At 72.3% G+C, this 22,777-nt stretch carries 24 protein-coding genes; 8 read left to right on the top strand and 16 right to left on the bottom strand.

Translation table 11 applies throughout. The annotated features are described in order from the left end of the window. Nucleotides 1-85 precede the first annotated feature (85 nt). The gene (locus BMW88_RS16330; protein WP_089951558.1) at nt 86-1,099 is read left to right on the top strand and encodes an AfsR/SARP family transcriptional regulator; all 1,014 of its coding nucleotides are present in this window, start codon (nt 86-88) and stop codon (nt 1,097-1,099) included. Here the strand turns inward: BMW88_RS16330 and BMW88_RS16325 are convergent. The 3 genes from BMW88_RS16325 to BMW88_RS16315 are packed head-to-tail and all read right to left on the bottom strand — an operon-like array spanning nt 1,070 to nt 4,904. After that, nucleotides 1,070-1,588 (bottom strand): flavin reductase family protein, encoded by a 519-nt coding sequence (locus BMW88_RS16325; RefSeq protein WP_143116101.1) that lies wholly within the window; start codon nt 1,586-1,588, stop codon nt 1,070-1,072. The two genes, BMW88_RS16330 and BMW88_RS16325, sit on opposite strands and share 30 nt — an antisense overlap. 11 nt (nt 1,589-1,599) lie before the next feature. Continuing rightward, nucleotides 1,600-3,684, bottom strand: coding sequence for a tetratricopeptide repeat protein (locus BMW88_RS16320; RefSeq protein ID WP_089951556.1), 2,085 nt, complete (start codon nt 3,682-3,684; stop codon nt 1,600-1,602). 11 nt (nt 3,685-3,695) lie between these two features. Then, nucleotides 3,696-4,904, bottom strand: a complete 1,209-nt coding sequence (locus tag BMW88_RS16315) for a hypothetical protein (RefSeq protein ID WP_089951555.1) — start codon at nt 4,902-4,904, stop codon at nt 3,696-3,698. A gap of 304 nt (nt 4,905-5,208) precedes the next feature. Here BMW88_RS16315 and BMW88_RS16310 point away from each other — a divergent pair, with 304 nt between their 5' ends. After that, entirely contained in the window at nt 5,209-6,165 is a 957-nt protein-coding gene (locus BMW88_RS16310; RefSeq protein ID WP_245777829.1) for a threonine ammonia-lyase, read from the top strand. A gap of 280 nt (nt 6,166-6,445) precedes the next feature. Here BMW88_RS16310 and BMW88_RS16305 read toward each other — a convergent pair whose 3' ends face one another. The 6 genes from BMW88_RS16305 to BMW88_RS16280 all read right to left on the bottom strand — a co-directional run bounded on the left by BMW88_RS16305 (nt 6,446) and on the right by BMW88_RS16280 (nt 12,702). Further along, entirely contained in the window at nt 6,446-6,826 is a 381-nt protein-coding gene (locus BMW88_RS16305; RefSeq protein ID WP_089951554.1) for an NAD-binding protein, read from the bottom strand. Continuing rightward, nucleotides 6,823-7,128, bottom strand: coding sequence for a DUF3099 domain-containing protein (locus BMW88_RS16300; protein ID WP_245777828.1), 306 nt, complete (start codon nt 7,126-7,128; stop codon nt 6,823-6,825). Before BMW88_RS16300 ends, BMW88_RS16305 begins: the two co-directional genes overlap by 4 nt. Before the next feature lie 137 nt (nt 7,129-7,265). Further along, the gene (locus tag BMW88_RS16295) at nt 7,266-7,442 is read right to left on the bottom strand and encodes a CsbD family protein (RefSeq protein ID WP_089951553.1); all 177 of its coding nucleotides are present in this window, start codon (nt 7,440-7,442) and stop codon (nt 7,266-7,268) included. Nucleotides 7,443-7,560: 118 nt separating this feature from the next. Continuing rightward, nucleotides 7,561-8,430 (bottom strand): cyclase family protein, encoded by an 870-nt coding sequence (locus BMW88_RS16290; RefSeq protein WP_089951552.1) that lies wholly within the window; start codon nt 8,428-8,430, stop codon nt 7,561-7,563. 45 nt (nt 8,431-8,475) lie between these two features. Then, nucleotides 8,476-9,978 (bottom strand): multicopper oxidase family protein, encoded by a 1,503-nt coding sequence (locus BMW88_RS16285; RefSeq protein WP_089951551.1) that lies wholly within the window; start codon nt 9,976-9,978, stop codon nt 8,476-8,478. A gap of 45 nt (nt 9,979-10,023) precedes the next feature. Beyond that, the gene (locus BMW88_RS16280; RefSeq protein WP_089951550.1) at nt 10,024-12,702 is read right to left on the bottom strand and encodes an AAA family ATPase; all 2,679 of its coding nucleotides are present in this window, start codon (nt 12,700-12,702) and stop codon (nt 10,024-10,026) included. 158 nt (nt 12,703-12,860) lie between these two features. Between BMW88_RS16280 and BMW88_RS16275 the strand changes: the two genes are divergently transcribed. After that, nucleotides 12,861-13,058 carry a hypothetical protein gene (locus BMW88_RS16275; protein ID WP_089951549.1) on the top strand — a complete coding sequence of 66 codons (198 nt, stop codon included), beginning with the start codon at nt 12,861-12,863 and terminating at the stop codon, nt 13,056-13,058. Nucleotides 13,059-13,062: 4 nt separating this feature from the next. Continuing rightward, on the top strand, nt 13,063-13,218 hold the full coding sequence (locus tag BMW88_RS41885) for a hypothetical protein (RefSeq protein ID WP_177221130.1): 156 nt from the start codon (nt 13,063-13,065) through the stop codon (nt 13,216-13,218). Between the two features lie 52 nt (nt 13,219-13,270). Here the strand turns inward: BMW88_RS41885 and BMW88_RS16270 are convergent, their stop codons facing one another. Continuing rightward, nucleotides 13,271-15,577: a DUF7617 domain-containing protein gene (locus BMW88_RS16270; protein ID WP_089951548.1), complete on the bottom strand. Its 2,307-nt coding sequence runs from the start codon at nt 15,575-15,577 to the stop codon at nt 13,271-13,273. Between the two features lie 323 nt (nt 15,578-15,900). Then, the gene (locus tag BMW88_RS16265) at nt 15,901-16,614 is read right to left on the bottom strand and encodes a DUF4394 domain-containing protein (RefSeq protein WP_089951547.1); all 714 of its coding nucleotides are present in this window, start codon (nt 16,612-16,614) and stop codon (nt 15,901-15,903) included. Here BMW88_RS16265 and BMW88_RS16260 point away from each other — a divergent pair. The 3 genes from BMW88_RS16260 to BMW88_RS16250 all read left to right on the top strand — a co-directional run bounded on the left by BMW88_RS16260 (nt 16,601) and on the right by BMW88_RS16250 (nt 18,392). Further along, nucleotides 16,601-16,939 carry a PEP-utilizing enzyme gene (locus BMW88_RS16260; RefSeq protein ID WP_245777827.1) on the top strand — a complete coding sequence of 113 codons (339 nt, stop codon included), beginning with the start codon at nt 16,601-16,603 and terminating at the stop codon, nt 16,937-16,939. The two genes, BMW88_RS16265 and BMW88_RS16260, sit on opposite strands and share 14 nt — an antisense overlap. 42 nt (nt 16,940-16,981) lie before the next feature. Then, complete coding sequence (locus BMW88_RS16255) at nt 16,982-17,380, top strand: SRPBCC family protein (RefSeq protein ID WP_089951546.1); 399 nt, start codon at nt 16,982-16,984, stop codon at nt 17,378-17,380. Between the two features lie 193 nt (nt 17,381-17,573). Then, on the top strand, nt 17,574-18,392 hold the full coding sequence (locus BMW88_RS16250; RefSeq protein WP_089951545.1) for an RDD family protein: 819 nt from the start codon (nt 17,574-17,576) through the stop codon (nt 18,390-18,392). On the opposite strand, the gene BMW88_RS16245 is transcribed toward BMW88_RS16250, so the two are convergent. The 5 genes from BMW88_RS16245 to BMW88_RS16225 form a co-directional block, all read right to left on the bottom strand. Continuing rightward, nucleotides 18,385-19,029, bottom strand: a complete 645-nt coding sequence (locus BMW88_RS16245) for a response regulator (RefSeq protein ID WP_089951544.1) — start codon at nt 19,027-19,029, stop codon at nt 18,385-18,387. The genes BMW88_RS16250 and BMW88_RS16245 overlap by 8 nt on opposite strands. Further along, complete coding sequence (locus BMW88_RS16240) at nt 19,029-20,216, bottom strand: sensor histidine kinase (protein ID WP_089951543.1); 1,188 nt, start codon at nt 20,214-20,216, stop codon at nt 19,029-19,031. Before BMW88_RS16240 ends, BMW88_RS16245 begins: the two co-directional genes overlap by 1 nt. A 37-nt stretch (nt 20,217-20,253) precedes the next feature. Next, a complete protein-coding gene (locus BMW88_RS16235; protein ID WP_143116100.1) occupies nt 20,254-20,706 on the bottom strand; it encodes a hypothetical protein in 453 nt (150 codons plus the stop codon). 267 nt (nt 20,707-20,973) lie between these two features. Continuing rightward, nucleotides 20,974-21,258, bottom strand: coding sequence for a carboxymuconolactone decarboxylase family protein (locus BMW88_RS42785; protein ID WP_218148082.1), 285 nt, complete (start codon nt 21,256-21,258; stop codon nt 20,974-20,976). A 204-nt stretch (nt 21,259-21,462) separates the two neighbouring features. Continuing rightward, the gene (locus BMW88_RS16225) at nt 21,463-21,723 is read right to left on the bottom strand and encodes a DUF3253 domain-containing protein (RefSeq protein WP_089951541.1); all 261 of its coding nucleotides are present in this window, start codon (nt 21,721-21,723) and stop codon (nt 21,463-21,465) included. 73 nt (nt 21,724-21,796) lie between these two features. Here BMW88_RS16225 and ppk2 point away from each other — a divergent pair, with 73 nt between their 5' ends. After that, nucleotides 21,797-22,756, top strand: a complete 960-nt coding sequence (ppk2, locus tag BMW88_RS16220; protein WP_245777826.1) for a polyphosphate kinase 2 — start codon at nt 21,797-21,799, stop codon at nt 22,754-22,756. Nucleotides 22,757-22,777 lie beyond the last annotated feature (21 nt).

Genomic DNA, 22,777 nt, shown 5'->3' with positions numbered 1-22,777 from the left:
ATACCGTTCGCCGCGCAGAGCGCAATAGCCGGAAAATGCGGAGAAGTCATCATCCGGAGGTCGGTACCGCGCATTCGGCTTCATTATGGGCACTCGCGCCCATCGGCCGGCGTGGAGATCATCGCCACCGGCAGTTTCCCGCCGGGACCTACCTCGAAGTCCCTCCCTGCCCGACACTGTCGAGGTCGGACGGGGTTGCGCCCTTCCGGTTGTTCACCAGAGCCGATCGTGGACCAGAGGTGGCGGTCACTTGGCAACGTGCGATGAACCATTGCATTTCCGGGTGCTGGGGACATTCGAAGTCACGCGCGGCAATCGCCGATGCACGCCGACGGCACCGAAACAGCGGGCATTGCTCGCACTGCTCGCATTGCACGCCAATGAGTTCGTGGCGACGAGTCGGATCATCGACCGGTTGTGGTCGCGCAGCGCTCCGCGGTCGGCCATCGCGGCGCTGCACGGGTACGTCACCGCGGTGCGGCGGGTGCTCACCCCCGGCTGGACGAGCGCCACGGCGTCGCACCCCGTCCTGGCCACCCGTCCGTCCGGCTACGTCCTGCGGCTGGAGCCGCACCAGCTCGACCTGATCGGGTTCCGCTCGCTCGCGAGGCGGGGGCAGGCCGAGATCGCGGCCGGTGACTGCTCGGGGGCGCAGGAGGCGCTGGGCGCCGCGCTCGGTCTGTGGCGCGGCGCACCGCTCGCTGACCTGCGCGAGACGGGCGTGTTCGACCACGACGTCGCGCGGCTGGAAAAGGAGCACCTGGAGCTGCTGCGGGACCGGTTCGACGTGATGCTCTGCAACGGCGACGGGCACCTCATCGTGTGCGACCTCGAAGAGCTGTGCACGACGTACCCGTTGTGGGAGCGATTTCACGAGCAGTTGATGCTGGCGCTGTGCCAGGCCGGACGGCGTGCGGACGCGCTGACCGCCTACGCCAGGGCGTACCGGGTGCTGTCCAGCCACGCCGGGATCGAGCCCGGCCCGCGGCTGCGGGCCGTGCACCAGGTCGTCCTCAGCGGCGGCGACCCGTTCGACCTCGGGCACCGGCACGATCGCGGGTTCGCCGGGCTACGGGTGGCGCACGCCGTTTCTCCTTAGCCCCCAGTCGAACTGCCGCCGGTAGCAGACGAGCGGCTCGGCCTCGGCCACCGCGGTGCGGGTGACCTCGCCGATCAGGACGGTGTGGTCGCCGTGGTCGAACACGGCCTTCGCGGTGCAGCGCAGGTAGATCGGGGCCGCGCACAGGCGCGGCACGGCCCCGTCCCACTCCCAGCCGACACCGGCGAACTTGTCGGCGCCGCGGCTCGCGAACGTGCGCGCGGTGCGTTCCTCGTCACTGCCGAGCACGTGCACGCCGAACTCCGCGCACCGCGCCAACGGGTCCCGGCAGCGCGAGGCGTGGTCGAGGACGACCAGCACCGACGGTGGAGCCACGCTGTAGGAGCAGATCGACGAGACGAGCAGCCCGCACGGCTGCCCGCCCGCCTGCCGCGTGGTGACCACGGCCAGGCCGGACACCAGCCTGCTCATCGCGTCGGTGAACGCGGCCACCGGCAGTGCGGAGGCCACGTCCTCCGTTGCGGTCACGGCGGTCCTCCTCAACCGGCCGTCGCGGCCGCGCACAGTTCCCTGCGGTGTCGCGCGTCCTCGTCGTCGGTCACCGCGAGCACCGCGTCGTAGTCCGCGATCGCCGCGTCGAGCTCGCCGGACTCCTCGTACGCGACCGCGCGGTTGTACCGGACCTCGGGGTTGTCGTCGAGGGTGATGGCCCGGCTGAGGTAGCTGATCGCGTCGCCGAGGTCGCCGGACGCGACGGCGATCGTGCCGCGGACCGCCCAGGCCTCGGCGAGCTCCTCGTTGCGCAGCACCGCTTCGGCCAGCGCCTCGGACGCCGCGGCGTGCTCGTCCCGTTCGACGAGCAGCTGTCCCTTGAGGCACAGCAGGTGCGCGTTGTCCGGCGCCAGTTCGAGAGCGGCGGTGACCTCGCGCCACGCCCGGTCGACGTCACCGCGGGCGAGCAGGAGGCCGGCGAGGTTGATCCTGGCGTCGACGTGCCGCGGGTCCAGTTCGACGACGTAGGCGAAGTCGGCCAGGGCGCCGTCGACGTCGCCGAGGGCCAGGCGCGCGTCGCCGATGTTGTAGTAGGCCTCGGGGAACGGCGGCGAGAGCCGCAGCGCCTCGCGGTAGGCGGTGATCGCCTCCTCGTCGCGGCCGAGCCTGCGCAGGATGTTGCCGACGTTGAAGTGGTGCTCGGGGAAGTTCGGGTCCCGTTCGAGGACGTGGGTGTAGTCGGCGAGCGCCTCCTCCAACCGGCCCATCGCGCCGTAGACCTGTGCCCGGTTGTAGCGCAGCACCAGGCGGTGCAGCGCGTGCTCGTGCGGCTCCAGCTCACGGTCCAGCCTCGCCATGCCCTCCTCGACCAGCGCCAGCGCCACCTCCGGCCGCTGCTCGCGCACCTCCACCAGGGCGAGCCCGTTGCGGGTGAAGACGGACTGGAACGCCTCCTTCTTGGGGTCGGAGAGCTGCGAGGCGATCGCGATCGCGAGGTTCATCCACGCCCGTGCGCGCACGTAGTCCCGTTGGGGCTCGGGGTAGTGCCGCGCGTGCAGCATCGCCGTCGAGTACGCCAGTTCCAGGTGGACAGCCGGGTCCTGGGAGGCGGCACGGCCCTCGGCGTAGAGCGCCTCCGCCTCGTCCGCGCGTCCGACCGCCGCCAGCACGATCCCGGTCTGGAAGGTGAGGTGCCACCACAGCTCGGCGTCGCCCTCCCGGTCGGCGACCGCGCGGCCGCGCAGGCCGAGGTCCGCGGCGGCCTGGTAGAGCCCGGTCTTGTGGCAGTGGTCCAGGGCGTCGCGCAGCGCGCGGGCGCCGGCTCCCGCGGGGTCGCTGCCGTGCTCCAGGTGGTACGGGATGGCGCCGAGGTGCAACGAGAACTCGCCGGACCGCGCGAGCACCTCGGCCCTGGCGTCGTGCAGCGCGGCCCTCGCCGCACCCGGCAGGGCGAGGTAGGCGGCGAGCAGCCGCGGGTCGTCGCCGGTGCCGTCACTGTCCACATAGGCCTGTGCGGCGTCGTCCGGCGCCGGCTGTTCCGGCGCAGGACCGGGTTCGACCACGTGCGCGTGTGCGGCGATGGTCCGCGCCAGCGACACGTCGATCTCACCGCGCGGGTCTGCCAGCGGCTCCCGGTTCGTGCCCACCACCACGGTGAGGCCGGGCAGGTCCCCGCGGCGCAGCAGGACCGCGACGAACTCCTGGTCCGACGGGTCCGCCTCGTGCGCGTTCTCGATCACGAGGGTGCGCGGCCCGCCGCCCAGTGCCGCCAGGTAGTCGCGCAGCACCTCGGCCAGGCCGTTCGCGATGTTGCGGGTGTGCAGCCGCGAGTAGTAGCGGGTGCGTTCGCTGTCCTGCACGGCCCATTCGAGCGTGTGCCACGCGCTCGGCACCCGCCCGGCCAGCTCCGGCGTGCTGGTGAGCAGCTCGATGTTGTGCCGCTCCCCCAGCCGCGGGCAGCGTTCGAGCAGGTCGTCGGCGATCCGGCGCAGCAAGGACCCCGCCGCGGTGTACGGCCCGCGCAGCCGCCGGTGGGCGTCGACCACCGCCCAGACCGGCGGCAGGTCCAGCTCGGCGAGCGCGTGCGCCCGGTCGCGTCGCCGGTCGGCCCGGATCCAGTAGCGGCTGTCCATGGTGCGTCCTTTCAGTGGATGACGTGCTGCAGACGACGGTCCCGGCGCGTCTGCACGCGTTCCCGGACCATGAGCCAGCCGAGCACCGCGCACTGCGCGACCGCCGCGGCGCCGAAGACGACCGAGTCGAGCAGCAAGGGCGTGGGCACCTCGTCACCGGTGAGCCGCTCGACCACACCCGTGGCGAACCGGTAGACCACGGGCGCGCCGGCGAGGACGAAGGTCGTCAGGCTCGCCGTGTAGCCGACCACGACGAGCCACGAGTACCAGCGCGCCGCCCGGCGGTCGACCGGGTGCAGCAGCGACTCGTCCACCTCGGGACGTCCCAGCAGCCGCCTGACCCGGTTGCCGACCATCCGGCGTGCGGCGCCGTGCAGGTCCACACAGCCCAGCACGGTGCTCACCAGCACGTAGATGTCCGTGCGCAGGTAGAAGAAGAACTGCCAGATGACCCGGAGCAGTGCGGCGAACGCGACCGCGAGCAGGAAGCGCCCCACGCCCGACAACGCGCCATCGGGGTGCCGCGTGAGGTCAGCCGCGATGGTGCACGCGGCGATCCCGAGGACGTCGGCCAGCAGACCGGCGACGATCGGCAGGTAGCGCTTCCGGCGCGGCACCGCCACGAGCCCGTCGAGCGAGGTCTCCAGCACGATGAAGTAGAGCCGCCGCCCTATTCTCAGCCGCGACCGGACACCGAGCCTGCGCCCGGCCAGGGCGTGGAAGGACTCGTGCAGGAAGAGAAGCGGAACCGCCGCCAGGAAAAGCCCGGCCTGGATGACCGTGTAATAGTCGGAGAAGAATATGTTGCGATAAGTCGGCCGCAGGTCCGGGGTGGTCACCATCGCGAACAGCGCCCAACCGGCCAACGCCGCGTAGGCGATCCACGCCGGCGGCGAGAACAACGCGGCCCCGAGCCGCGCGAAGCGCACGGGTGCCGCCGGGACGACCTGGTCGCCGGAGGTGCGCACGAGGCCGAGCTCGTGCAGCGCCGCGACGACGTCCTCGATGTCGACCTCTTCCCCGTGGGTCCGCTCGAACCACGCGGCGGCCTCGCGCGGGGTGTCGCCCGCGACCAGCCTGCGCACGAGATCAGCGCCTTCACCGGGGAAGATGCCGTACGAGTCGACGTCGGCCCTGCCGATCGTCACCTCGTCGCCGTCCTCCAGGAACACCAGCGGGTGCAGGGGCACCGGCCGGTCCGGGTCGAACTCGGTCACCACGTTCCCTCCCCGGCGACTGGCCGGGTGCGCCGGGCACGGAGGCCCGGCGCACCCACGCCGCGCCCTTAGACCGGCTTGACGTTGTACTGCGAGCAGGCGGCTGCCGTGAGGCGAACCGGGCCCACCTTGCGAATCGTGATCCGCTTCATCTTCGACTTGGTCTTCTCCATGAGTGCACCTCCTCCTGAGCACGAGACCGACATCGGGAAGTCTGCCCGCACCGTCCAAGAAAGCTCCAACAGCGCCCCAAAATGTATTTCTGCGGAAAAACACCGCGTTTTCCGCATTGGCATAGGGTGGTCACATGGCTGAACTGCTGACCATCGACGACGTGCGGGCCGCGGCCGAGGTGCTCGCCGGACGGGTGCTGCGCACGCCGGCGCTTCCCTCGCCCGGGTTGTCCGCGCTGCTGGGCGCCCCCACGACGGTGAAGCTGGAACTGTTGCAGCGCAGCGGTTCCTTCAAGACGCGCGGCGTGTTCACGAAGATCCTCTCGCTCTCCGACGAGGCGAGGGCGGCGGGAGTCGTCGGGGTGAGCGGCGGCAACCACGGCATCGCGCTGGCCGACGTCGCCGGTGAGCTCGGCGTGGCCGCCACCGTCGTGATGCCGTCCTCGGCACCCGCGCGGTCGGTGGCCCTCGCCCGCGCCTCCGGCGCGGACGTGCGCCTCACCGACGACCTGCCGTCGGCCTTCACGTTGCTGAACACCCTGGTGGAGGCGGGCGCGACCCTCGTGCACCCCTACGACGACCCGGTCGTGGCCGCCGGTCAGGGCACGGTGGGCCTGGAGTTCGCGACCGACGCCCCGGACCTCACCGACGTGCTGGTGAGCATCGGCGGCGGAGGTCTCATCGCGGGCGTCGCGACGGCGTTCCACGCCCTCGTGCCCGGCGTCCGGGTGTGGGGCGTGGAGGTCGAGGGCGCCGACGCGATGCACCGCGCACTCGCCGCGGGCGGCCCCGTGGAGATCACTCCGACGTCGATCGTCTCGACGCTCTCGGCACCACACGTGTCACAGCTCACCTACGACCACGCCGTCGCACTGCTCGAAGACGTGCTGGTGGTGTCCGACGCCGACGCCGTCCAGGGCACGATCACGCTGGCGGAGACGCAGAAGGTGTGGGCGGAGCCCGCCGCGGGCTGCCTCGTGCCGGCGGCCCGGATGGTGCTCGACCGGGTCGGGGCCGGTGCGCGCCTCGGGATCGTGGTGTGCGGTGGGAACGTGACCGTGGCGGACTTGGTCCGGTGGGCGGAGCTCTGATGTCGGTGGCGCGGTGTCCGGCCGGTGCGTGGGCCGGTGCCGCGGTGCGCGGGTGAGCGGCTCGGAATCGCGGGGTGCTGCTCGGGTTCTGCTGTGCGGCGGCAACCCGGCCACCACGGGACGGGTTCCGCTGGACGCACCTCCGCCCACAGCTCCGAACTCTGGCGTGCGACAGCAACCCAGCCACCACGGGACCTGTCCCGCCGAACGCACCTCCAACACCGGCGGCGCAGTCCCCCACCGAACAAACCTCAGGCCCGGCCCCGAAGACCGCCGCCCCTCAGGCCGACCGGAACCGCACGAACACGTCATCCGCCCCCACCGCGGTGAACAGCTCCTGGTTGGCCGGCTCCCGAACCGCCGCGACGATGATCGCGGCCGGGTTGAGGCTGCGCACGGCCATGGTGATCACCAGACCGTCCACGTCGTCGGGGACGGCGACGACGACCCGCGCCGCGAACTGCGTCCCCGCCTGCCGCAGCGCGCAGATGTCGCGTCCGTCGCCGGGCACGATCCTGGCTCCGTTGGCCAGTGCGCCCATCAGCGCGACCGAGTCGGGGTCCAGCACCGCGACCTCGGGGTGTTCGAAGTGCAGTGGAAGGTGCCGCAGGACGTCCAGAGCCGCGTCCCCGTAACCCACCACCACGGTGAGACCTGTCACCGTGACTCCTCATCGGCAGATGTGATCGCTTGTCGTGACGGGCTCAGCCGTCGCGGTGTCTCGGCCTTGCGCGGCGGACGGTCGTTGGCGATCAGGACGGCCATCCACGGCAACGGCACGGACAACAGGATCAGGGCGAGCGCGAGCCACCAGATGTCCGCGAAGACCACGGCCAGCACGAAACACGGGATGCGCAGGCTCATCATCACCGCGTACCTGCGGCGCCGGGCCGCGAGCTGGTCCTGGTACGACGGGGCGGCCGAGGTGATCAGCACGGGGTGTTCGCGTCGAAACGAGTTCACAACCAGACCTCCGTTCCACCAGTGGTTCGCAGCGGAGGCCGATGCGGTTCGTGTCTCCTCGGTCACGTCGAGACCCGCTGACGCGCCTGGGCGCGTGCACCGGAGGGTGCACGCGCCCAGGCAGCGCGGTGAGGCGGTCAGTCCTTCTTGAAAGCGTCCTTGACCTTCTCCGCCGCTTCGGAGAGGTGACCCTTGGTCTGGTCGACCTTGCCCTCGGTCTCCAGGCCCTTGTCATCGGTCGCGTCGCCGACGCCTTCCTTGACCTTGCCCTTGAGCTGGTCGGCCTTGGCGTCGAGCTTGTCGTCGGTGCCCATGTGTCCTTCCCGGCACCTGAGTCTCAGGTGCGACGTCACACCGAGGATTCCCGCGCGCACGAACCTCAATCGTCGGATGCGGGGACAAGGCGGAAGAACTTCGGACGACTTCCGGCGGTCAGAACACGGCGGTGGGGTTGACGGGAACACCGGTCAGGCCGTGGACGCGCGGCGGCGCGACGGTGAGCATGAAGCTGTAGCGCCCGAGTTCCGCGCACAACGCCGCGAGGCCGTCGACCTCGGCCGCGTCGATCAGCGGCATGGCCATGCGTCCCAGTCCGACGCCGTGCAGCGGCGACGGGCCGGCCGGGTCCAGTGGTGGGTGCGCGTCCCCCTTGTCGCCCGCGAAGAGCGCGACACCTCGGCGGTGCATCCAGCGCACCGCGTCCAGGCTGATGCCGGGGGTGGGCGTGCCGGGGAACGGCGTGCTCGGCCAGCCGAGCCGCACCACCAGGGCGTCGCCTTCGCGCACCTCGACGCCCTGGCGCCGCTCGGCCTCCTCGAAGTCCTGCGACGTCACGGCGTGGCCGGGCGCGAGAGGCCCTTCGACGGCCAGGTCGAGCAGGACCCCGCGCGTGACGATGCCGGCGGCGAAGGCCGACGTCGACGCGTGGGTGACGCCCGCGGCGGTGACGACCTGCTCCCTGGGGCGTCCCGGGTAGACCTCGCCGTCGTGCGACCAGTGCGCGAGCGCGTCCAGGTGCGTCGACCTGGCGTGGTGGTTGGTCACCAGCACCAGGTCGGCCGCCACGCCCACGCCGGTGTGGCTCATGAACTGCTGCACCGGGGAGGCGTCCACCGTCTCCGGCGCGAACGGGCCGCTGATCATCGGGTTGGGCGTGATGGGCAGCGCCAGCGAGACCCACCGGCCGGTGCGCACCTCCGCGGCCGCCCTCGCCCTGACGTCGTCGGTGATGAGGTTGAGCGTGCCGAGCTCGTCGTCGGCTCCCCAACGGCCCCAGTTGTCCGGCAGGTCGGGATCGGTCATGTGGTCGTGCGTCCTCTCGGTGATCTGTTCGGCTTGTCCCCGCGCTCAGGAGTGGTGGTGTTTCCGTCCGACGGCACCGACCTCTTCTCCCTCGCCCAGCACGACGAACTGGCCCATCATCCCGTCGTCCTCGTGCTGCAACAGGTGGCAGTGGTACATGTACGGCGTGTTCGGGTCCGTGTGGCCGCTGAAGCGCATCGCGAGCCGGTAGCGCTTGCCCTGGACCAGCAGGACGGTGTCCTTCCAGCCACGCAGAGGGGGCTCCGGCGGTCCGCCGTCGACCGCCAGGACCTGGAACTGGACGTCGTGGACGTGGAAGTTGTGCAGGAAGCCGTTGTCGTTGGTCACCTCCCACACCTCGACGGTGCCCTCGCGGACGCCGAAGTCGATGCGGTCCATGGCCATCGCCTGACCGTTGATCCGGTCGGACGCCAGCGCGAAGGTCCGTTCCCGCGCGACCGGCTGACCGGCGAGGTCCGGTGCGGCACCGAGCACCGCGGGCAGCTCTGTGTCGTCGGACAGCGCACCGGCGGCGCGGAACTGGCAGAGGTCGAAGCGGTCGTCGAAGCCGTCGAGCCGGCCCAGGGCGCCGCCGTTCGCCGACGGGTAGGACCGCAGCTCGACCCGCTCCCCCGCCGTGAACGCCACCACGACCTCGGCCCGTTCGCCCGGTGAGAGGGAGAGGCGATCGGTCTCCCACGGCGTGGCGAGCAGGCCGCCGTCCGTGGCGACGAGCGCGAAGCGGCGGTCGTCGGAGAAGCCGAAGTTGTACATGCGCGCGTTGGAGCCGTTGAGCAGCCGTAGCCGCACAAGTCTTGTGGTGACGTCGAAGTACGGTCCGATGGCGCCGTTGATGACGATCTCGTCGCCGATCACGCCCAGCGAGCCGCCGAGCGGGACCGGCTGCTCGAACTGGTTGGCGCCGTCGAACGCGCGGTCCTGCACGATCAGCGGGATGTCGTCGACGCCGTACCGGGACGGCAGGTTCAGCGCGTCGGTGGCGTCGTCGTCCACGATGAACAGCCCGGTCAGGCCGCGGTAGGTGTGGTCGCCGGTGGCGCCGTGCACGTGCGGGTGGTACCAGAGCGTCGCGGCGGGCTGGTCGACCGTCCACTTCGGCGCCCAGGTCTCGCCGGGCCGCACCGTCTGGTGTGGACCGCCGTCCATGGCCGCTGGCAGGCGCATCCCGTGCCAGTGCAGCGAGGTCTCCCGGTCCAGGCCGTTGCGCACGGCGCACTCGACCAGGTCGCCGCGGCGGGCGCGGATCGTCGGACCCAGGTAGGTGCCGTTCACGCCCCACGTCCTGGTCGCCGGGCCGTCCTTGAACCGGGTCTCGCCCGGCTGGAGGCCGAGCGTGAAGACCTTCGCTCCGGCCGCACCGGTCCCCGGCGTGGCCAGCGCGGGGATCGGCAGCGCGCGGTCGAAGGCGATTTTCCCGACGGTGTCCCGCTTCGCGGCGAGCCAGTAGGCGCCGAAGCCACCGCCGCCGAGGGCGGCGGCACCCCCGATGCCCCAGCCGAGGGCCTTCAGAACCGTGCGACGTCTCATGGGACGACCGTCCCGCGGCGGGCGGTGCCGTCGCGTCGGCGAGAACTACGTAGATCCGAGGTCCGGCAGGTCCCTGAGCTGCCGGCGGGAGGTGATGCCGAGCTTGCGGAAGACGTTGCGCAGGTGGGCGTCGACGGTGCGCGGGCTGAGGAACAGCCGGGCCGCCACCTCGGCGGACGTCGCGCCGGTGGCGACCAGGCGCGCGATGTGCAGCTCCTGCATGGTGAGCTGGTCGCGGGTGTGCGCGGACCGCCCGCGGGCCGTCTCGCCGGTGGCGCGCAGCTCGTCCGCGGCCCGCCCGGCGAAGGCCTCGAGCCCGGCGCCCGCGAACAGGTCGTGGGCGGTGCGCAGGTGCGGGCGGCAGTCCCGCCGGCGGCCCGCGCGGCGCAGCCACTGCCCGTACAGCAGGTGCGCCCTGGCCCGGTACGGGAGCAGCGGGCTGTCCGCCAAGCGGTCGACCGCCTCCCGGTAGTCGTCCTCGTCGCCGGTGACCAGTGCGCGCGCGTAGGCGGCGATGCCCAGGCCCGCCGCGGTGCCGGCCGCTTCGGTTCGTTCGGTCAGCGAATCCAGCGCGGCGACGGCGTCGTCGTGCGCACCGCACCGCACCGCGGCCTCCACCAGTTCGGGGAGGCTGAACCCGGCGAGGAAGAGGTCGCCGAGCCCCACGGCCCGCCGGGCGGCGGCCAGCGCGGCCGGGTGGTCGCCCAGACCGTTGTGCAGCACCGCGGCCGCCCAGTGGACGTTGGCGACCAGGTGCCCCGCGCCTCGCGTGGCCGCCGCCGTGGCCTCCTCGAACAGTTCCAGGGCCTCGTGCCGGCGGCCGCGCATCGCCGCCAGCTGCAACCGGTGGTACATGACCGGAGGCCCACCGGTCGCGTCGGCGATCGCGTCGTCCTCGGCGATCGCGGCCATCGCGCGGTCGAGGTCGCCGGACAGCGCGGCGAACGACGCGGCCTGCGCGAGACCCAGGCGCAGCACCAGGGGTGATCCCGACTCACGACCGTTCTTCACGAGCCACTCGGTGATCGCCGCGTGGGTCCGCACGTCCCACAGCTCCGCCGCGAGCGTGACCGCGAGCGCGGGACGCCGGGTCCACAGCGCGCCGTCGGCGCCGTCGAGGGCGTTCCTGAGCAACGGGACGGCGGCGCGGTGCCCCTGCGTCGTCAGCACGGCCAGCGCGTCCAGGACGTCGGGGTCGTGCGGCGCGGGCGACGACCGCGCGGCGCTCAGCACCTTGTCCATCATTCCGCTCGCCCGGCCGACGAGCAGGCTCATCTCGAGCGCGTCGAGGTAGCACTCGCGGGCGCGCTCCGGGTGCAGCGGCGCGAGCCGGTCCGCCGCGCGCAGCATGAACTCCGGGCCGTCGCCGTCACCCGCCCGCACGAACGCGACCTGGCCCCGCAGCAGGTCGGCCTCGGCGCGCCGGACCTCGTCCAGACCGGCGCCGTCGACGTCCGCGAGCAGTTCCGCGGCCCGGTCGGCGGCGCCCGCGTCGAGCTGGGCCCGCGCCGCCGCGAGCACCCGGCCCACGCGCTTGGCGGGGTCGAGCGACAGCTCGGCCGCGCGTTCGAGGAAGGCCGCCGCGGCCACCACGCCGCCCCGGGCCCTGGCCCTGGACGCCGACCGCTCGAGCTCGGCCGCCACGTCGTCGTCCGGGCCCGCGCCCGCCTGGGCGCGGTGCCATGCCCGCCGGTCCGGGTCCACGACCGGGTCGGTGACCTCGGCGAGCACCCGGTGGGCGAGCCGGCGTTCGCCCACCCCGGCCGCCTGGTAGGCGGCGGTGCGGGCGAGCGGGTGGAAGAACCGGACGCGGGTGCCGAACTCGACCAGGCCGGTGGCGCTCGCGACCGCGGTCGCGGCCGGCAGGTCGATCTCCAGCCGGCGGGCGGCTGGCCACAGCAGCGCGGGGTCGCCGGTCGGGTCGGCGCTCGCGATCGTCAGCAGCAGCCGGGCCTGCGCGGGCAGCCCGGCGAGCGCCGCCGCGAACCCGCGCTCGACCCTCGACGGCACCGGGGACGTGTCCGGCGGGGCGAAACCGCCCGCCCTCGGCAGTGCCAGCAGCGCCAGCGGGTTCCCGCGGGCCTCGGCGACGATCCGGTCGCGGACCTGCTCGTCGAGCGCCTCGTGGCTCTGCGCGGCGAGCAACGCCCTGGCGTCGGTGTCGCTCAGCCCTCCGACGGTCAGGCCCGGCACGTCGTCCAGCTCACCCGGCGGGGACGGCAGCCGGACCCCGAACAGCACGGCGACGGGCTCGCCGCCGATCCTGCGCGCCAGGAACATCAACGCCCTCGACGACTCCACGTCGAGCCACTGGGCGTCGTCGACCAGGCACAGCAGCGGCCGCTCCCCTGCCGCCGCCGCGAGCAGGCCGAGGGCCGCGAGACCGATGCGGAACACGTCCGGCGTGCCGGTGACGAGCCCGAACGCGACCTTGAGGGCGTCGCGGTGCGCGGCGGGCAGCTCGTCGAGGTGCCGCAGCACCGGCCGGCAGAGCTGGTGCAGCGCGGCGAACGGCAGCTCCGCCTCGTACTGCGACCCGGACGCCTCGGCGACCACGAACCCGGCCGCGGACCGGCGGGCGTGGTCCAGCAACGCGCTCTTGCCGATGCCCGCCTCACCGCGCAGGACCAGCGCGCCGCCCTGACCGGCCCGCGCCGCACCGGTGAGCTGGTCGATGCGGCGGATCTCGTGCTGCCTTCCGAGGAGTGATCCGCGCGTACGCATGCTTCGTACGGTAGCGAGCGTCCGGCCGGTGCTCGCGCCACGACGTCTCACATCGCCTGGCACGTCCGGTCGCCACCGGACGATGTCGGGGGTGGAGGAGGCGTGGTGGCGAAATCGCTGAAGTCGCGGACGACCGGGTCGTCGCCGGGATCGCGCTGGTGGCCGCGGCAGCGGGGCCGGCGGTCGTGCTCCGGTCGTCGGCCGAGCAGAGGTCCTGGGCCAGTGCCGAGGGGGCGGTGCAGCAACGGCTGAGGTCGGGCAGGAGCGTCTCGGTCGAGGTCGCCTACCCGCTGCCGGACGGGACGAGGCAGGTCACGACCTTGTCGGAGAACGGGCCGGCCCGGCACCTGGGGTGAGCGGGTGACCGTGCGCTACGACCTGGAGAACGGCCGGGTCGTCGCCGCCCTGGCCGACAACGACCAGGCGCACTCGGTGGCCGGCGGCGTGCTCGGCTTCCTGGTCCTCGGCGGGATCTTCGTGAACCTCCTGGCCTGGGTGCCCTGGCGTCCAGGATGACTCGGCGCGACTGGTCCGGATCATCCGGTCGGCCGCGCCGAGTCCACTCAGGTCAGTTCAGCACGCACAGCAGCGAGCACGCCTTGGCGGCGGACCAGTCGCTGTAGAGCCGGCCGCCGTTCACCGGCGTGTACTTCGCCTTCGCCTTGTTGGTCAAGGGGAACAGCGACAGCAACGCGTACGTGGAGCAGTGCACCTGCTTCGACTCCCCCGGTTGCAGCGTGAACGGGCCGGTCTGGCAGGCGGGTTCCACGTCGTCGACCACATGCGCGTCAGCGATCGGGATCGGGCCGTTGTTGGTCACGGTGACCCGCCAGTACGCGGTCGCGTGCAGCAACCCGAGGACTCCCACCGGCGCCTCCTTCACCCACGGCCCGGCGCCGCCCGCTTTGCAGTGCGACGGTGTGTGCGAGCCGCAGATCTCCTTGTTCACCACCACATTCGGCATGCATCCGGCACCGGGCGCCACCTGCCGTGTCACGGTGTTGGACGTGAAGCTGCCCGTCACGTCGGTACCGCCCGCGGTGTTGGCGACCGACGTGACCGCGCACTCCGCGGAGATGGTGGTGCGGAAGCACATCTGCGGCGCGTCCCCGGTGAACTCCACGACCAGCGACGGCTGGTTGCCGCCGCCGAAGTCGGCCGCGTTGTTCAACACGAGCGACGCCGTGACGGTCAGCGAGGTGGCGGAGACACCGCTCAGGTCGATCGTGCCGTCCGGGGCGAAACCCGGTGTGGCGACGGGGTTCCCACCCTGGTCGACGACCTGCGCGCGGGACGCGCCGAAGTTCACGTTCGCCGGTGTCACACCGGTGAGCCGCGCCTTGGTGTAGGTCACCGCGTGCGGTTTGCCGTCGCAGTAGAACTGCGACGGGGTGAGCGACACGGAGGCGCCGCTGCGCACGCAGGGCGACGCCCCCGTGTCAGGATCCATCGAGAACAGCACACCGCTGTCGCCCAGGCCGATCAGGCAGCCGGTGGGGACGTCGTAGGCGTAGCCGTAATCTCTCGTCTGGCCGTTGTTGACGTTGGGGTGGGTGATGCGCGCCGGGAGTCCGGCACACAACGTTCCCGTGCTCCAGTCGTGGCACACCGAGGCACCCTCGTACGGGCCACCCCAGATGCCGAAGTAGCTGCGCACGCGGTCACCGGTGCGCACCACCTCCGGGGTGAACACGAGGACGCCGCCTTCCAGCCCGGCGGGGCCCGGCGGGCTGGGCAGGGACGCACCGTCGATCGTGTAGCAGGTGGTGACGTTCAGGCCGCCGGTCGTGCTGGAGCACACACCGGTCTCCGCACCCGTTGTGCTGTAGGCCGTGTAGGCGTTGTAGGTGTAGTTGCCGAACGGCCCGACCGCCTTCGGGGAGGCCCAGCCGGCGCACGCGCCCGTGGTCGCCGGGTCGAAGCAGCCGAGCACCGGGGTGCCGGTGCCCGGCGGCAGCGACGACGACGCGAACACCTTGCCGGCGGCGACCGCCAGCGCTCCGAGGTAGTAGCCCCCGCTGTTGGACAACGGCACGATCGGCGCGTACGGCTGGCCCGCGCACGGGCTCTGCGTGGCGATCGTCCAGCACACCACGTGCCCGGAGGTCGCCACGCCGTAGAGGTCTCCGCCGTTGCGGACGAGGCCCGCCATCTCGAACGTCTGCCCGGTGCGGGTCATCAGCGGCCAGTACCCGCAGTTGCCGGGCGCGGCGAGGTCGAGGCACCCGACGCCGATCGAGGTCGCCGTGGTGGCCGAGTAGTACACGCGGGCGGCGTTCGCAGGGTCGCGGACGTACTGCGGTTCGAGGGGGCTCGCGATGTCGCCGGTGCTGCCCGTGCCGAACGCGCCGGGTGTCGTGTTGAGCGGTTTCGGCCACGGGCCGCCCGCGCACAGCGCGCCGGTCGTGAGGTCGGTGCACACCAGCTTCGGGTCGGCGGCGGCCACGTGGTGGTAGACGTTCCACGCCTGGAGGCGGCCGTCGGGCGTGCGGTGCAGGATCGGGGTGAACCCGTCGCCGCCGGTGGAACTCGCGCTGGCCTGGACCGGTGGCGTGAGGAAGCCGGACAGGGCGGTTCCACCGTTGCGCACGTTGGGGTTCGTCGCGCTGAGGGGGCTGCCTTCCGAACGGGTCCAGCCCGGCGGCACCTGCAACGAGCCCGGCACGTAGGTCTGTCCCGCGCCGACGGTGTCGGTGATGGTGGCGGCGCCGGGAGCGCCGTTCGCGTAGGACACGACCCAGGTGGCGGTGTCTCCGTGGGCGGCGGGATCGGACACGCCTTGCACGGACTTGGTGAGCGTGGAAGCGGGTGGCTGGGCGGCCACGGGGGCGGCGGCGGTGAGCGCGCTGCCCGCGAGCACGGACGCGAGCGCCATTGCCGGCCAACGTCTTCGCACGAGCAGAATCCCTTCAGCGGTGGTGGGAGTCGGTCCGGGAACCGATGCGAAGACGGTAAGGACGTGTCCTGAGCCCCTTCCACGTCCTCACCCGCGTGCGTGGGATGTCTGCCTCATCAGACCAATGCGGTTCGGCGGGAACATGTGACTCGGCAACGATTCCACATCGGTCGCGAATGGAGTTTCACCTGAACGCCGCCGAAGTGCCCATCCGGGAAGCTGATGCCGCGCCACCACCGCTGTCGGCACGATCCCACCCGTGGAGCCGGCCGGCTCCACGGGTGGGATCGCCCGCGGGGGGATCAGCTCCCCGACAGCGAGATCGCGAGATCGGTGATGGGCACCGGGAACCGCCCGATGCCGGTCGCCATGCCGCTCAGCAGGTTCACGCCGTACAGCGACGAGGTCCCGTCCGGCGCGGCCAGGGTGGCGAAGCCCGCCGCCGACGTGGCCTTGCCGTTGCTCAGGGTGCTGTAGATGTCGAAGCCCGCGTTGGCGCCGGCGTCCACGGTGAGCCTGCCGGTCGGCGCCAGGGTCCCGTTGTTGGCGGGTGACTGGACGAGCACCTGGTCGGTGGCGGTGCCGATGTCGAACAACGTGGTCGCCGTGTCCGGGTTCAGGTCGTTGTTCGTGTACGCGGCCGCGGTGACACCGAGGGTCGTTCCCGGCGTGGGCGGGGTGGTCAGCGCCACGTCCGTGGTGGTCGTGTGCGTGTTGAGGTCGTGGCGCAGGTTCTGGCCGGTGTCGCCGAGCACCCGCAGCCGGTCGGCCGCCGGGTTGAAGTCCACGCCGAAGTTCGTGCCGTGCAACGGGACCGTGAGCTGCGAGACCTTCGTGATGATCACGTCCGGCGGCGAGATCTTGACCGTGTAGACGCCGCCGTGGTTGCCGACGATGTACATCAGCCCGTCCTGCACGCGGTAGTCCAGCCCGACCGCCGCCGTGTCGCCCTTGAACCCCTGGATCGTCCGCACCCAGTCCAGCACCTGCGGCCGGTCGGTGGTGAACGTCGCCATCAGCGTGCCGTCCGCCGAGATCGCGGTATCCGGCGGGACCGTCGAGGGACGGGCCAGGGTGGTCCTGGACCTGGCACAGGCCGATCTCGAACCCGGCGACGTCCTGGTCACGACCCACACGGACCCGAGCTGGTCACCGCTCTTCGTCGCGATCACGGGCCTGGTGACGGAGGTGGGCGGCCTGATGACCCACGGCGCGGTGGTCGCCCGCGAGTACGGGCTACCGGCCGTCGTCGGCGTGGAGGGAGCCACCCGCCTGATCCGGGACGGGCAGCGGATCCGGGTGAACGGCACCGACGGGTACGTCGAGGTCGTGAACGGGTGAACGCGCGGATGAGGTCGCCGGGCGCTGGGTACCCCGACCGCCATGGCGACCTACACGCACACGGCAGAGGCCGACATCCCGGCCGACACGTTGTTCGGCTTCCTGGCCGAGCCCAGGAACCTGCCCCGCTACTTCCCGCAGATGACCACCGCCGAGCCCGAGGGCGGCGAGCAGGTGCACGTGGAGGCCGAGGTGCACGGCCACCACGTCGAAGGCGAGGCGTGGCTGCGTCCCGACGCGCAACGGCGGCGGCTCGAGTGGGGCGCCGAGGGCCCGGACGACTACCACGGCGAGCTCCAGGTCGAGGAGGTGGCGCCGGGCCGCTCGCGCATCACCGTGAGCCTGCACAGCGTGCGGGAAGCGCAGGGTGACGAGGTGCAGCGCGGACTCGAGGAGACCGTCGCCGTGCTCACCCAGACCGCGGCCGCCGACGACCGCTGACCGGCCCGGCGGCGGTTCGAGCGCTCGACCGGGCGACCTCGCGGGTGCGGTCTTCCACGGTTCCCGCGGAACGCCGAGCGCCACTCGCGCGGCTTCCACGGCTTTCCCGCGTTTCGGCCGCGGTTTCCCCGGCTTCCACGCCGAACTCGCCACCCGCCTGCCACCGGCGCAGGACTTTCGGCATGATGGCCGAATGGCCTTTGATGCCGGTGCCCGATCGATAGTCCTCCGCCGCTGCTCGCAGCACGTCATCGAGTTCGTCCTGCTGACCCTCGCCGCGGTGCTGAGCCTGGTGCTGGGTCTCCTGCTGTCGTTGCCGCTGATCAAGCTCGGCCTGCCGCCGAAGGTGTTCTTCGTGCTGCCGTGGGCCGCGGTGATCGCGGTGGCGTTGCTCGGGACGCTGTGGATGGAGATCTGGTACCCCCACCGGCACGACGGTTCGACACCGGCGATGCGGTGGCTGGGCATCCGGATCACCACGCTGCGCGGCGGCCGGCCGTCGTTGCGGGACTACTTCGTGCGGTGGCTGCTGATGTCGGTGGACGGGCTGCTGCTGGGCCTGGTCGGCCTCGTGCTGATGGTCGTGACACCCCGCAACCAGCGGCTCGGGGACATGGTGGCCCGCACGGTGGTCGTGCGGCGTCCCACCGCTGACCGGCGTTCTGCCGACCGGTCCGCCGCCGACCAGGGTGCCGTCAGCCGCCCCGCCAGGGACCAGCCCACCGGTGACCGGCCCACCACTGAGCAGCCTGTCGCCGACCAGCGCACTGCCGACCTGGACACCGTCAGCCGCCCCGCCACGGACCAGTCCATCGCCGACCAGCCCGGCACCGAGCAGCCTGTCGCCGACCAGGCCATCGCCCACCAGCCCGCCGCTCGCCAGCGGGTCGCCGACAGCCCCACTGTCGACCGCCCCGCCACCGACCGGCCCACGGCGGACCACCTCGCCACTGACCAGCCCATCGCTGACCGGCCCGCCAAGCAGTCCGCCGACGACCGCCCCCTCACCTGAGCAGTCCGTTGCGCCACGCCCAGATCGCGGTCTCGGTGCGGTTGCGGGCGCCGATCTTCTCCTGGACGTGGGCCAGGTGCGACTTCACCGTCGACAACGAGACCCGCAGCCGGTCGGCGATCTCGGCGTTGGTCCAGCCGCGCGCGACCGCCAGCACGACGTCGAGCTCCCGGCCGGTCAGCGGTGACTCGCGGTGGTCGCGTCCGTTCCCGCCGGTGAAGTGCGCGAGCAGCCGCACCGTCACCGCGGGCGAGACCAGCGCCTCTCCCCTGACCGCGGCGTGCACCGCCTCGACCAGCAGGCGCGGGCGGGCGTCCTTGAGCAGGAAGCCGCAGGCGCCGGCGAGCAGTGCGGCGTAGACGTTCTCGTCGACGTCGTAGGTCGTCACGACCAGCACTCGCAACGGGTCCTCGACGCCGGGGCCGGCCAGCAGCTCGGTCGCCCGCAGGCCGTCCAGCTTCGGCATGCGGATGTCCATCAGCGTCACGTCGGGGCGAAGCTGGCGCGCCATGCGCACGGCCGCTTCCCCGTCGGCGGCCTCGCTGATCACCTTGATGCCGGGCTCGGCGTCGAGGATCAGCCGGAAGCCGGTGCGGACCAGCGTCTGGTCGTCGGCGATCAGCACTCGGATCGTCATCAGAGTCCCCTCGGCACGGTGTCGAACGGATCGTCCTCCGGTCCGAGCGGCAGCCGTGCGGTGACCCGCCAGCGGTGCTGCCCGTGCGGACCGGCGGTCAGCTCCCCGCCCAGCGCGGCCATCCGCTCCGCCATGCCGAGGACGCCGTGCCCGCCTTCCGCCGGGGCGCCGGCCGGCACGCCGTCGTTGTCGACGTCCAGCACCAGGTCTCCGTCCTCGGAGCGGATCGCGACCCGGACCTCGGTGGCGCGCGCGTGCCGGCGGGTGTTGGTCAGCGCTTCCAGCAGCACGCGGTGCAGCGCGACGGAGACCTGCGCCGGCAGCGGAAGGGCTTCGACGTCGTCGGCCACGTGCACCGACGCCTCGTCCCCCACGGCGCCCCGCACCACGTCGCCCAGCACGAGGCTCGGTGACGGCAGCGGTTCGTCGCTGCGCAGCACCCCCACCAGGCCGCGCGTCGCGGTCAGCGCCTCGGCCGCCGCCTGCTCGATCTGGTCGTAGACCTCCAGGGGGTCCTGCGGTGGCGCCGCCGGGTTCGCGATGAGCGCCTGGGCCGCGCGGGTGCGCACCACGATGCCGGTGACGTGGTGCGCCACCAGGTCGTGCAGGTCCCGTGCGAGCTGCAGCCGGTCCTCGGTGCGGATGCGCTCCAGCTCGCGGCGGTGCCGGGCGTCGGCGTCGCGCAGGATGAGGCCCAGCGCCACCGCCACCCCCCACGCGAGGGCGGCGGCCACGGAGAAGAGCGCCACCGGGTAGCCGAGGCCGTAGCGCGCGATCGGGGCCAGCACTCCGGCGGCGCAGGCGGCGACGGCCAGCACCGCCGCCCGCGCCGGAGGGAGCCGGCGGCACCCCGCGGCGGCCAGCAGCAGCAGCGCCAGCACCTCCGTGACCGGCGGTTGCCGGGGAGTTCCCGCCACCAGCCCGCCCACCGCCGTGCTGATCAGGGACAGCGCCACGGCCGAGCCGCCGAGCAGCTCGACGCGGCGGGGGAACCGGCGCCGCAGCACCGCCAGGACAGCCGAAGCCTGTCCCGCGTACGGCACGACCATGGTGATCAACGACCCCAGCGCGCCCTGCGGCTCGTCCGCGCCGATGACCAGGAACCCGTCCACCGCCGTCGCCGCGACCAGCGCGGCGACCTCGGCCACGAACACGCTCCGCCGCGCCGGCGGTCCCCCTGTGGTCATGCCCGCATTCTCGTCCCGGTGTCCACGAACGACCCCGCTACCCCGCCCGCTTGACGGTGTCGAAGTACACGTTGGACGCCGGCAGGTAGCTCGCGACCACCGCGAGCGCCGCCACGATCGCGCCGCCGTACGCGGGCCACGTGGCCGACCCCTCCCCGATGAACAGCGAACCGATCTGGAACACCGTGAACACGGTGAGCAGGATCCTGGCCCAGTTGCGCCCCGACCTGAGCTTGAAGGCGAGCCAGAGCTGCACCAGCGCGATCACAACCGCGATGCTCGCGAACATGGCCTGGGCGAAGGTGGCCGCGCTCTGGAGCTGCTCCTCGGTCATCGCCGTCCCCGACTGCCTCAGCGCTTCGACGAGGTCGTCGTGCGAGCCGACCAGGACACCCACCGACGTCACCGCGAACACGCACGACACGAGGAACCCGATGAAGGCGGCGATGACGGTGCTCGGTGGCGTCGTCTTACCCGTTGCAGTAGTCATGATCGTGACCGTAGGGCGAGGTGAACGCGGTTGCGGCACCCGAATTCACCATCTCGTACTTTCGGACGAGAGCCCGGTTGCGGGGTGGTGCGCGCGGTCCCAGGATGCCGTGCCGGGCCTCGGCCCGCACCGGAGCGCGTTCGCGACGGCAGGAGCCGCTCGTCCCGCCCTGCCGAGCATGCACCACTTCGCCCCGGCGGGCCGGACGACCTGTCCGCGGCCGCGGGCGGGCAGCGAGCCGGGCTCGCCGCCCGCCCCGCCGGGGCTTCAGCGGGTGGGGGTCACGCGCGTGAAGTCGACCGGGACGTCGAGGGCCACGTTGATGTAGTTGGTGAACACGTTGAGGGCGACGTGTGCCACCGTCTCGACGATCTCCTCCTGGCTCAGCCCGGCGTCGCGCGCGGCCTGGACGTCGGCGTCGGAGATCTGGCCGCGGTGCTCGACCAGGGCGGTCGCCAGCGCCAGCACGGCGGCGGTCCGCGGGTCGTCGGACCTGCCGCTCTGCGCGCCCGCCATCTCCTCCGCGGTGGCCCCCGCCTTCCTGCCGAGCATGGTGTGCGCGGAAGGCAGTAGTCACAACGGTTGCGGTCGGCGACGGCCACCGCGATCATCTCACCGGTCTTGGCGCCGAGCGCGCCGCCGCCCAGTGCGCCGAACTGCGCCCACATGCTCTTCAGCGCGGCGGGTGAGTTCGCCACGGCCTTGAACATGGTCGGCACCACGCCGAAGGCGCGCTCTGACCCCCGAGTGCGGCGCTCACGTCGTGGGCGCCGCACTGACCCGGATCGGGCCGTGCCACTCGTCGTCGGGCGACAACGGCTTTCCGCCGCCGGTGACCACGACACGGCCCTGCGCCGCCAACCGGCGGGCGACGGCGCGCGTCCGTTCCATGAGGTCGCGCCAGTCGTCGTCCCCCACGGCGCGCGCCGCCTCGGACGGGCAGATGGACTTGGCCGGGCCACGTGCCCCGGCCAGTTCCAGGATCGCCCTCTCCAGGCGCTGGTCGACTGTGCTCATCTGGGCGGACTTACCCGGGTCCGGCGAGGATGAACCGGTTTTTCGCGTGGTCACGCCGGGTATGTACGGTTCCGTGACGGACGTGACGCTCGACCTCCCCGATCTGCTCGTCGACGGCTACACCGCCAAGTTCCCCGACGACGACGAGCCGGTGCTGTTCGACGCCGACGGCCGGGAAGTGACCACCTGGCAGGAGAACTACCCGTTCTCCGAACGGATGTCCCGTCCGGAGTACGAACGGCAGAAGCGGCTGCTGCAGATCGAGCTGCTGAAGCTCCAGTACTGGGTCCGCGAGACCGGGCAGCGGCTCGTGGTCCTCTTCGAGGGCCGTGACGCCGCCGGCAAGGGCGGCACCATCAAGCGCTTCACCGAGAACCTGGACCCCCGCGGGGCCAGGACCGTCGCGCTCGACAAGCCGAGCGAGCGGGAGCGCGGCGAGTGGTACTTCCAGCGCTACGTCCGCGAGCTGCCCACGGCGGGGGAGATCGTCCTGTTCGACCGCTCCTGGTACAACCGCGCCGGCGTCGAGCACGTCATGGGCTACTGCACCGAGGAGGAGTACGAGCGGTTCATGCGGCAGGCGCCGGTGTTCGAGCGGATGCTCGTCGAGGACGGCGTGCTGCTGGTGAAGTTCTGGTTCTCCGTGTCCCGCAAGGAACAGCGGACCCGGTTCGTCATCCGGCAGATCGACCCGGTGCGGCAGTGGAAGCTCAGCCCGAACGACATCAAGTCGCTCGACCGCTGGGACGACTACACCGAGGCGAAGGTCGCCATGCTGCGCGCCACCGATACCGAGATCGCGCCGTGGACGGTGGTCAAGAGCAACGACAAGAAGCGGGCGCGCATCGAGGCCATGCGCAGCGTCCTCGCCCGTTTCGACTACGACGACAAGGACTCCGACGTCGTCGGCACGCCGGACGTCCGCGTGGTCGGGCCGGCGGCCACGCTGCTGGAAGAGGGTGAGGACGACACCGCGCTCAGCCCCACGCCCATCGCCCCCAGCACGGAGGCGGAGCCGGGGCTGCACCCCTGACGGCTCGCCGGTCCCCACTCG

It is taken from the genome of Lentzea xinjiangensis (genome assembly GCF_900110955.1).
Classification (GTDB): domain Bacteria; phylum Actinomycetota; class Actinomycetes; order Mycobacteriales; family Pseudonocardiaceae; genus Lentzea; species Lentzea xinjiangensis.
The sequence above is the reverse complement of the archived record's forward strand: the minus strand, read 5'-3'. Positions and strand labels throughout refer to the sequence as shown.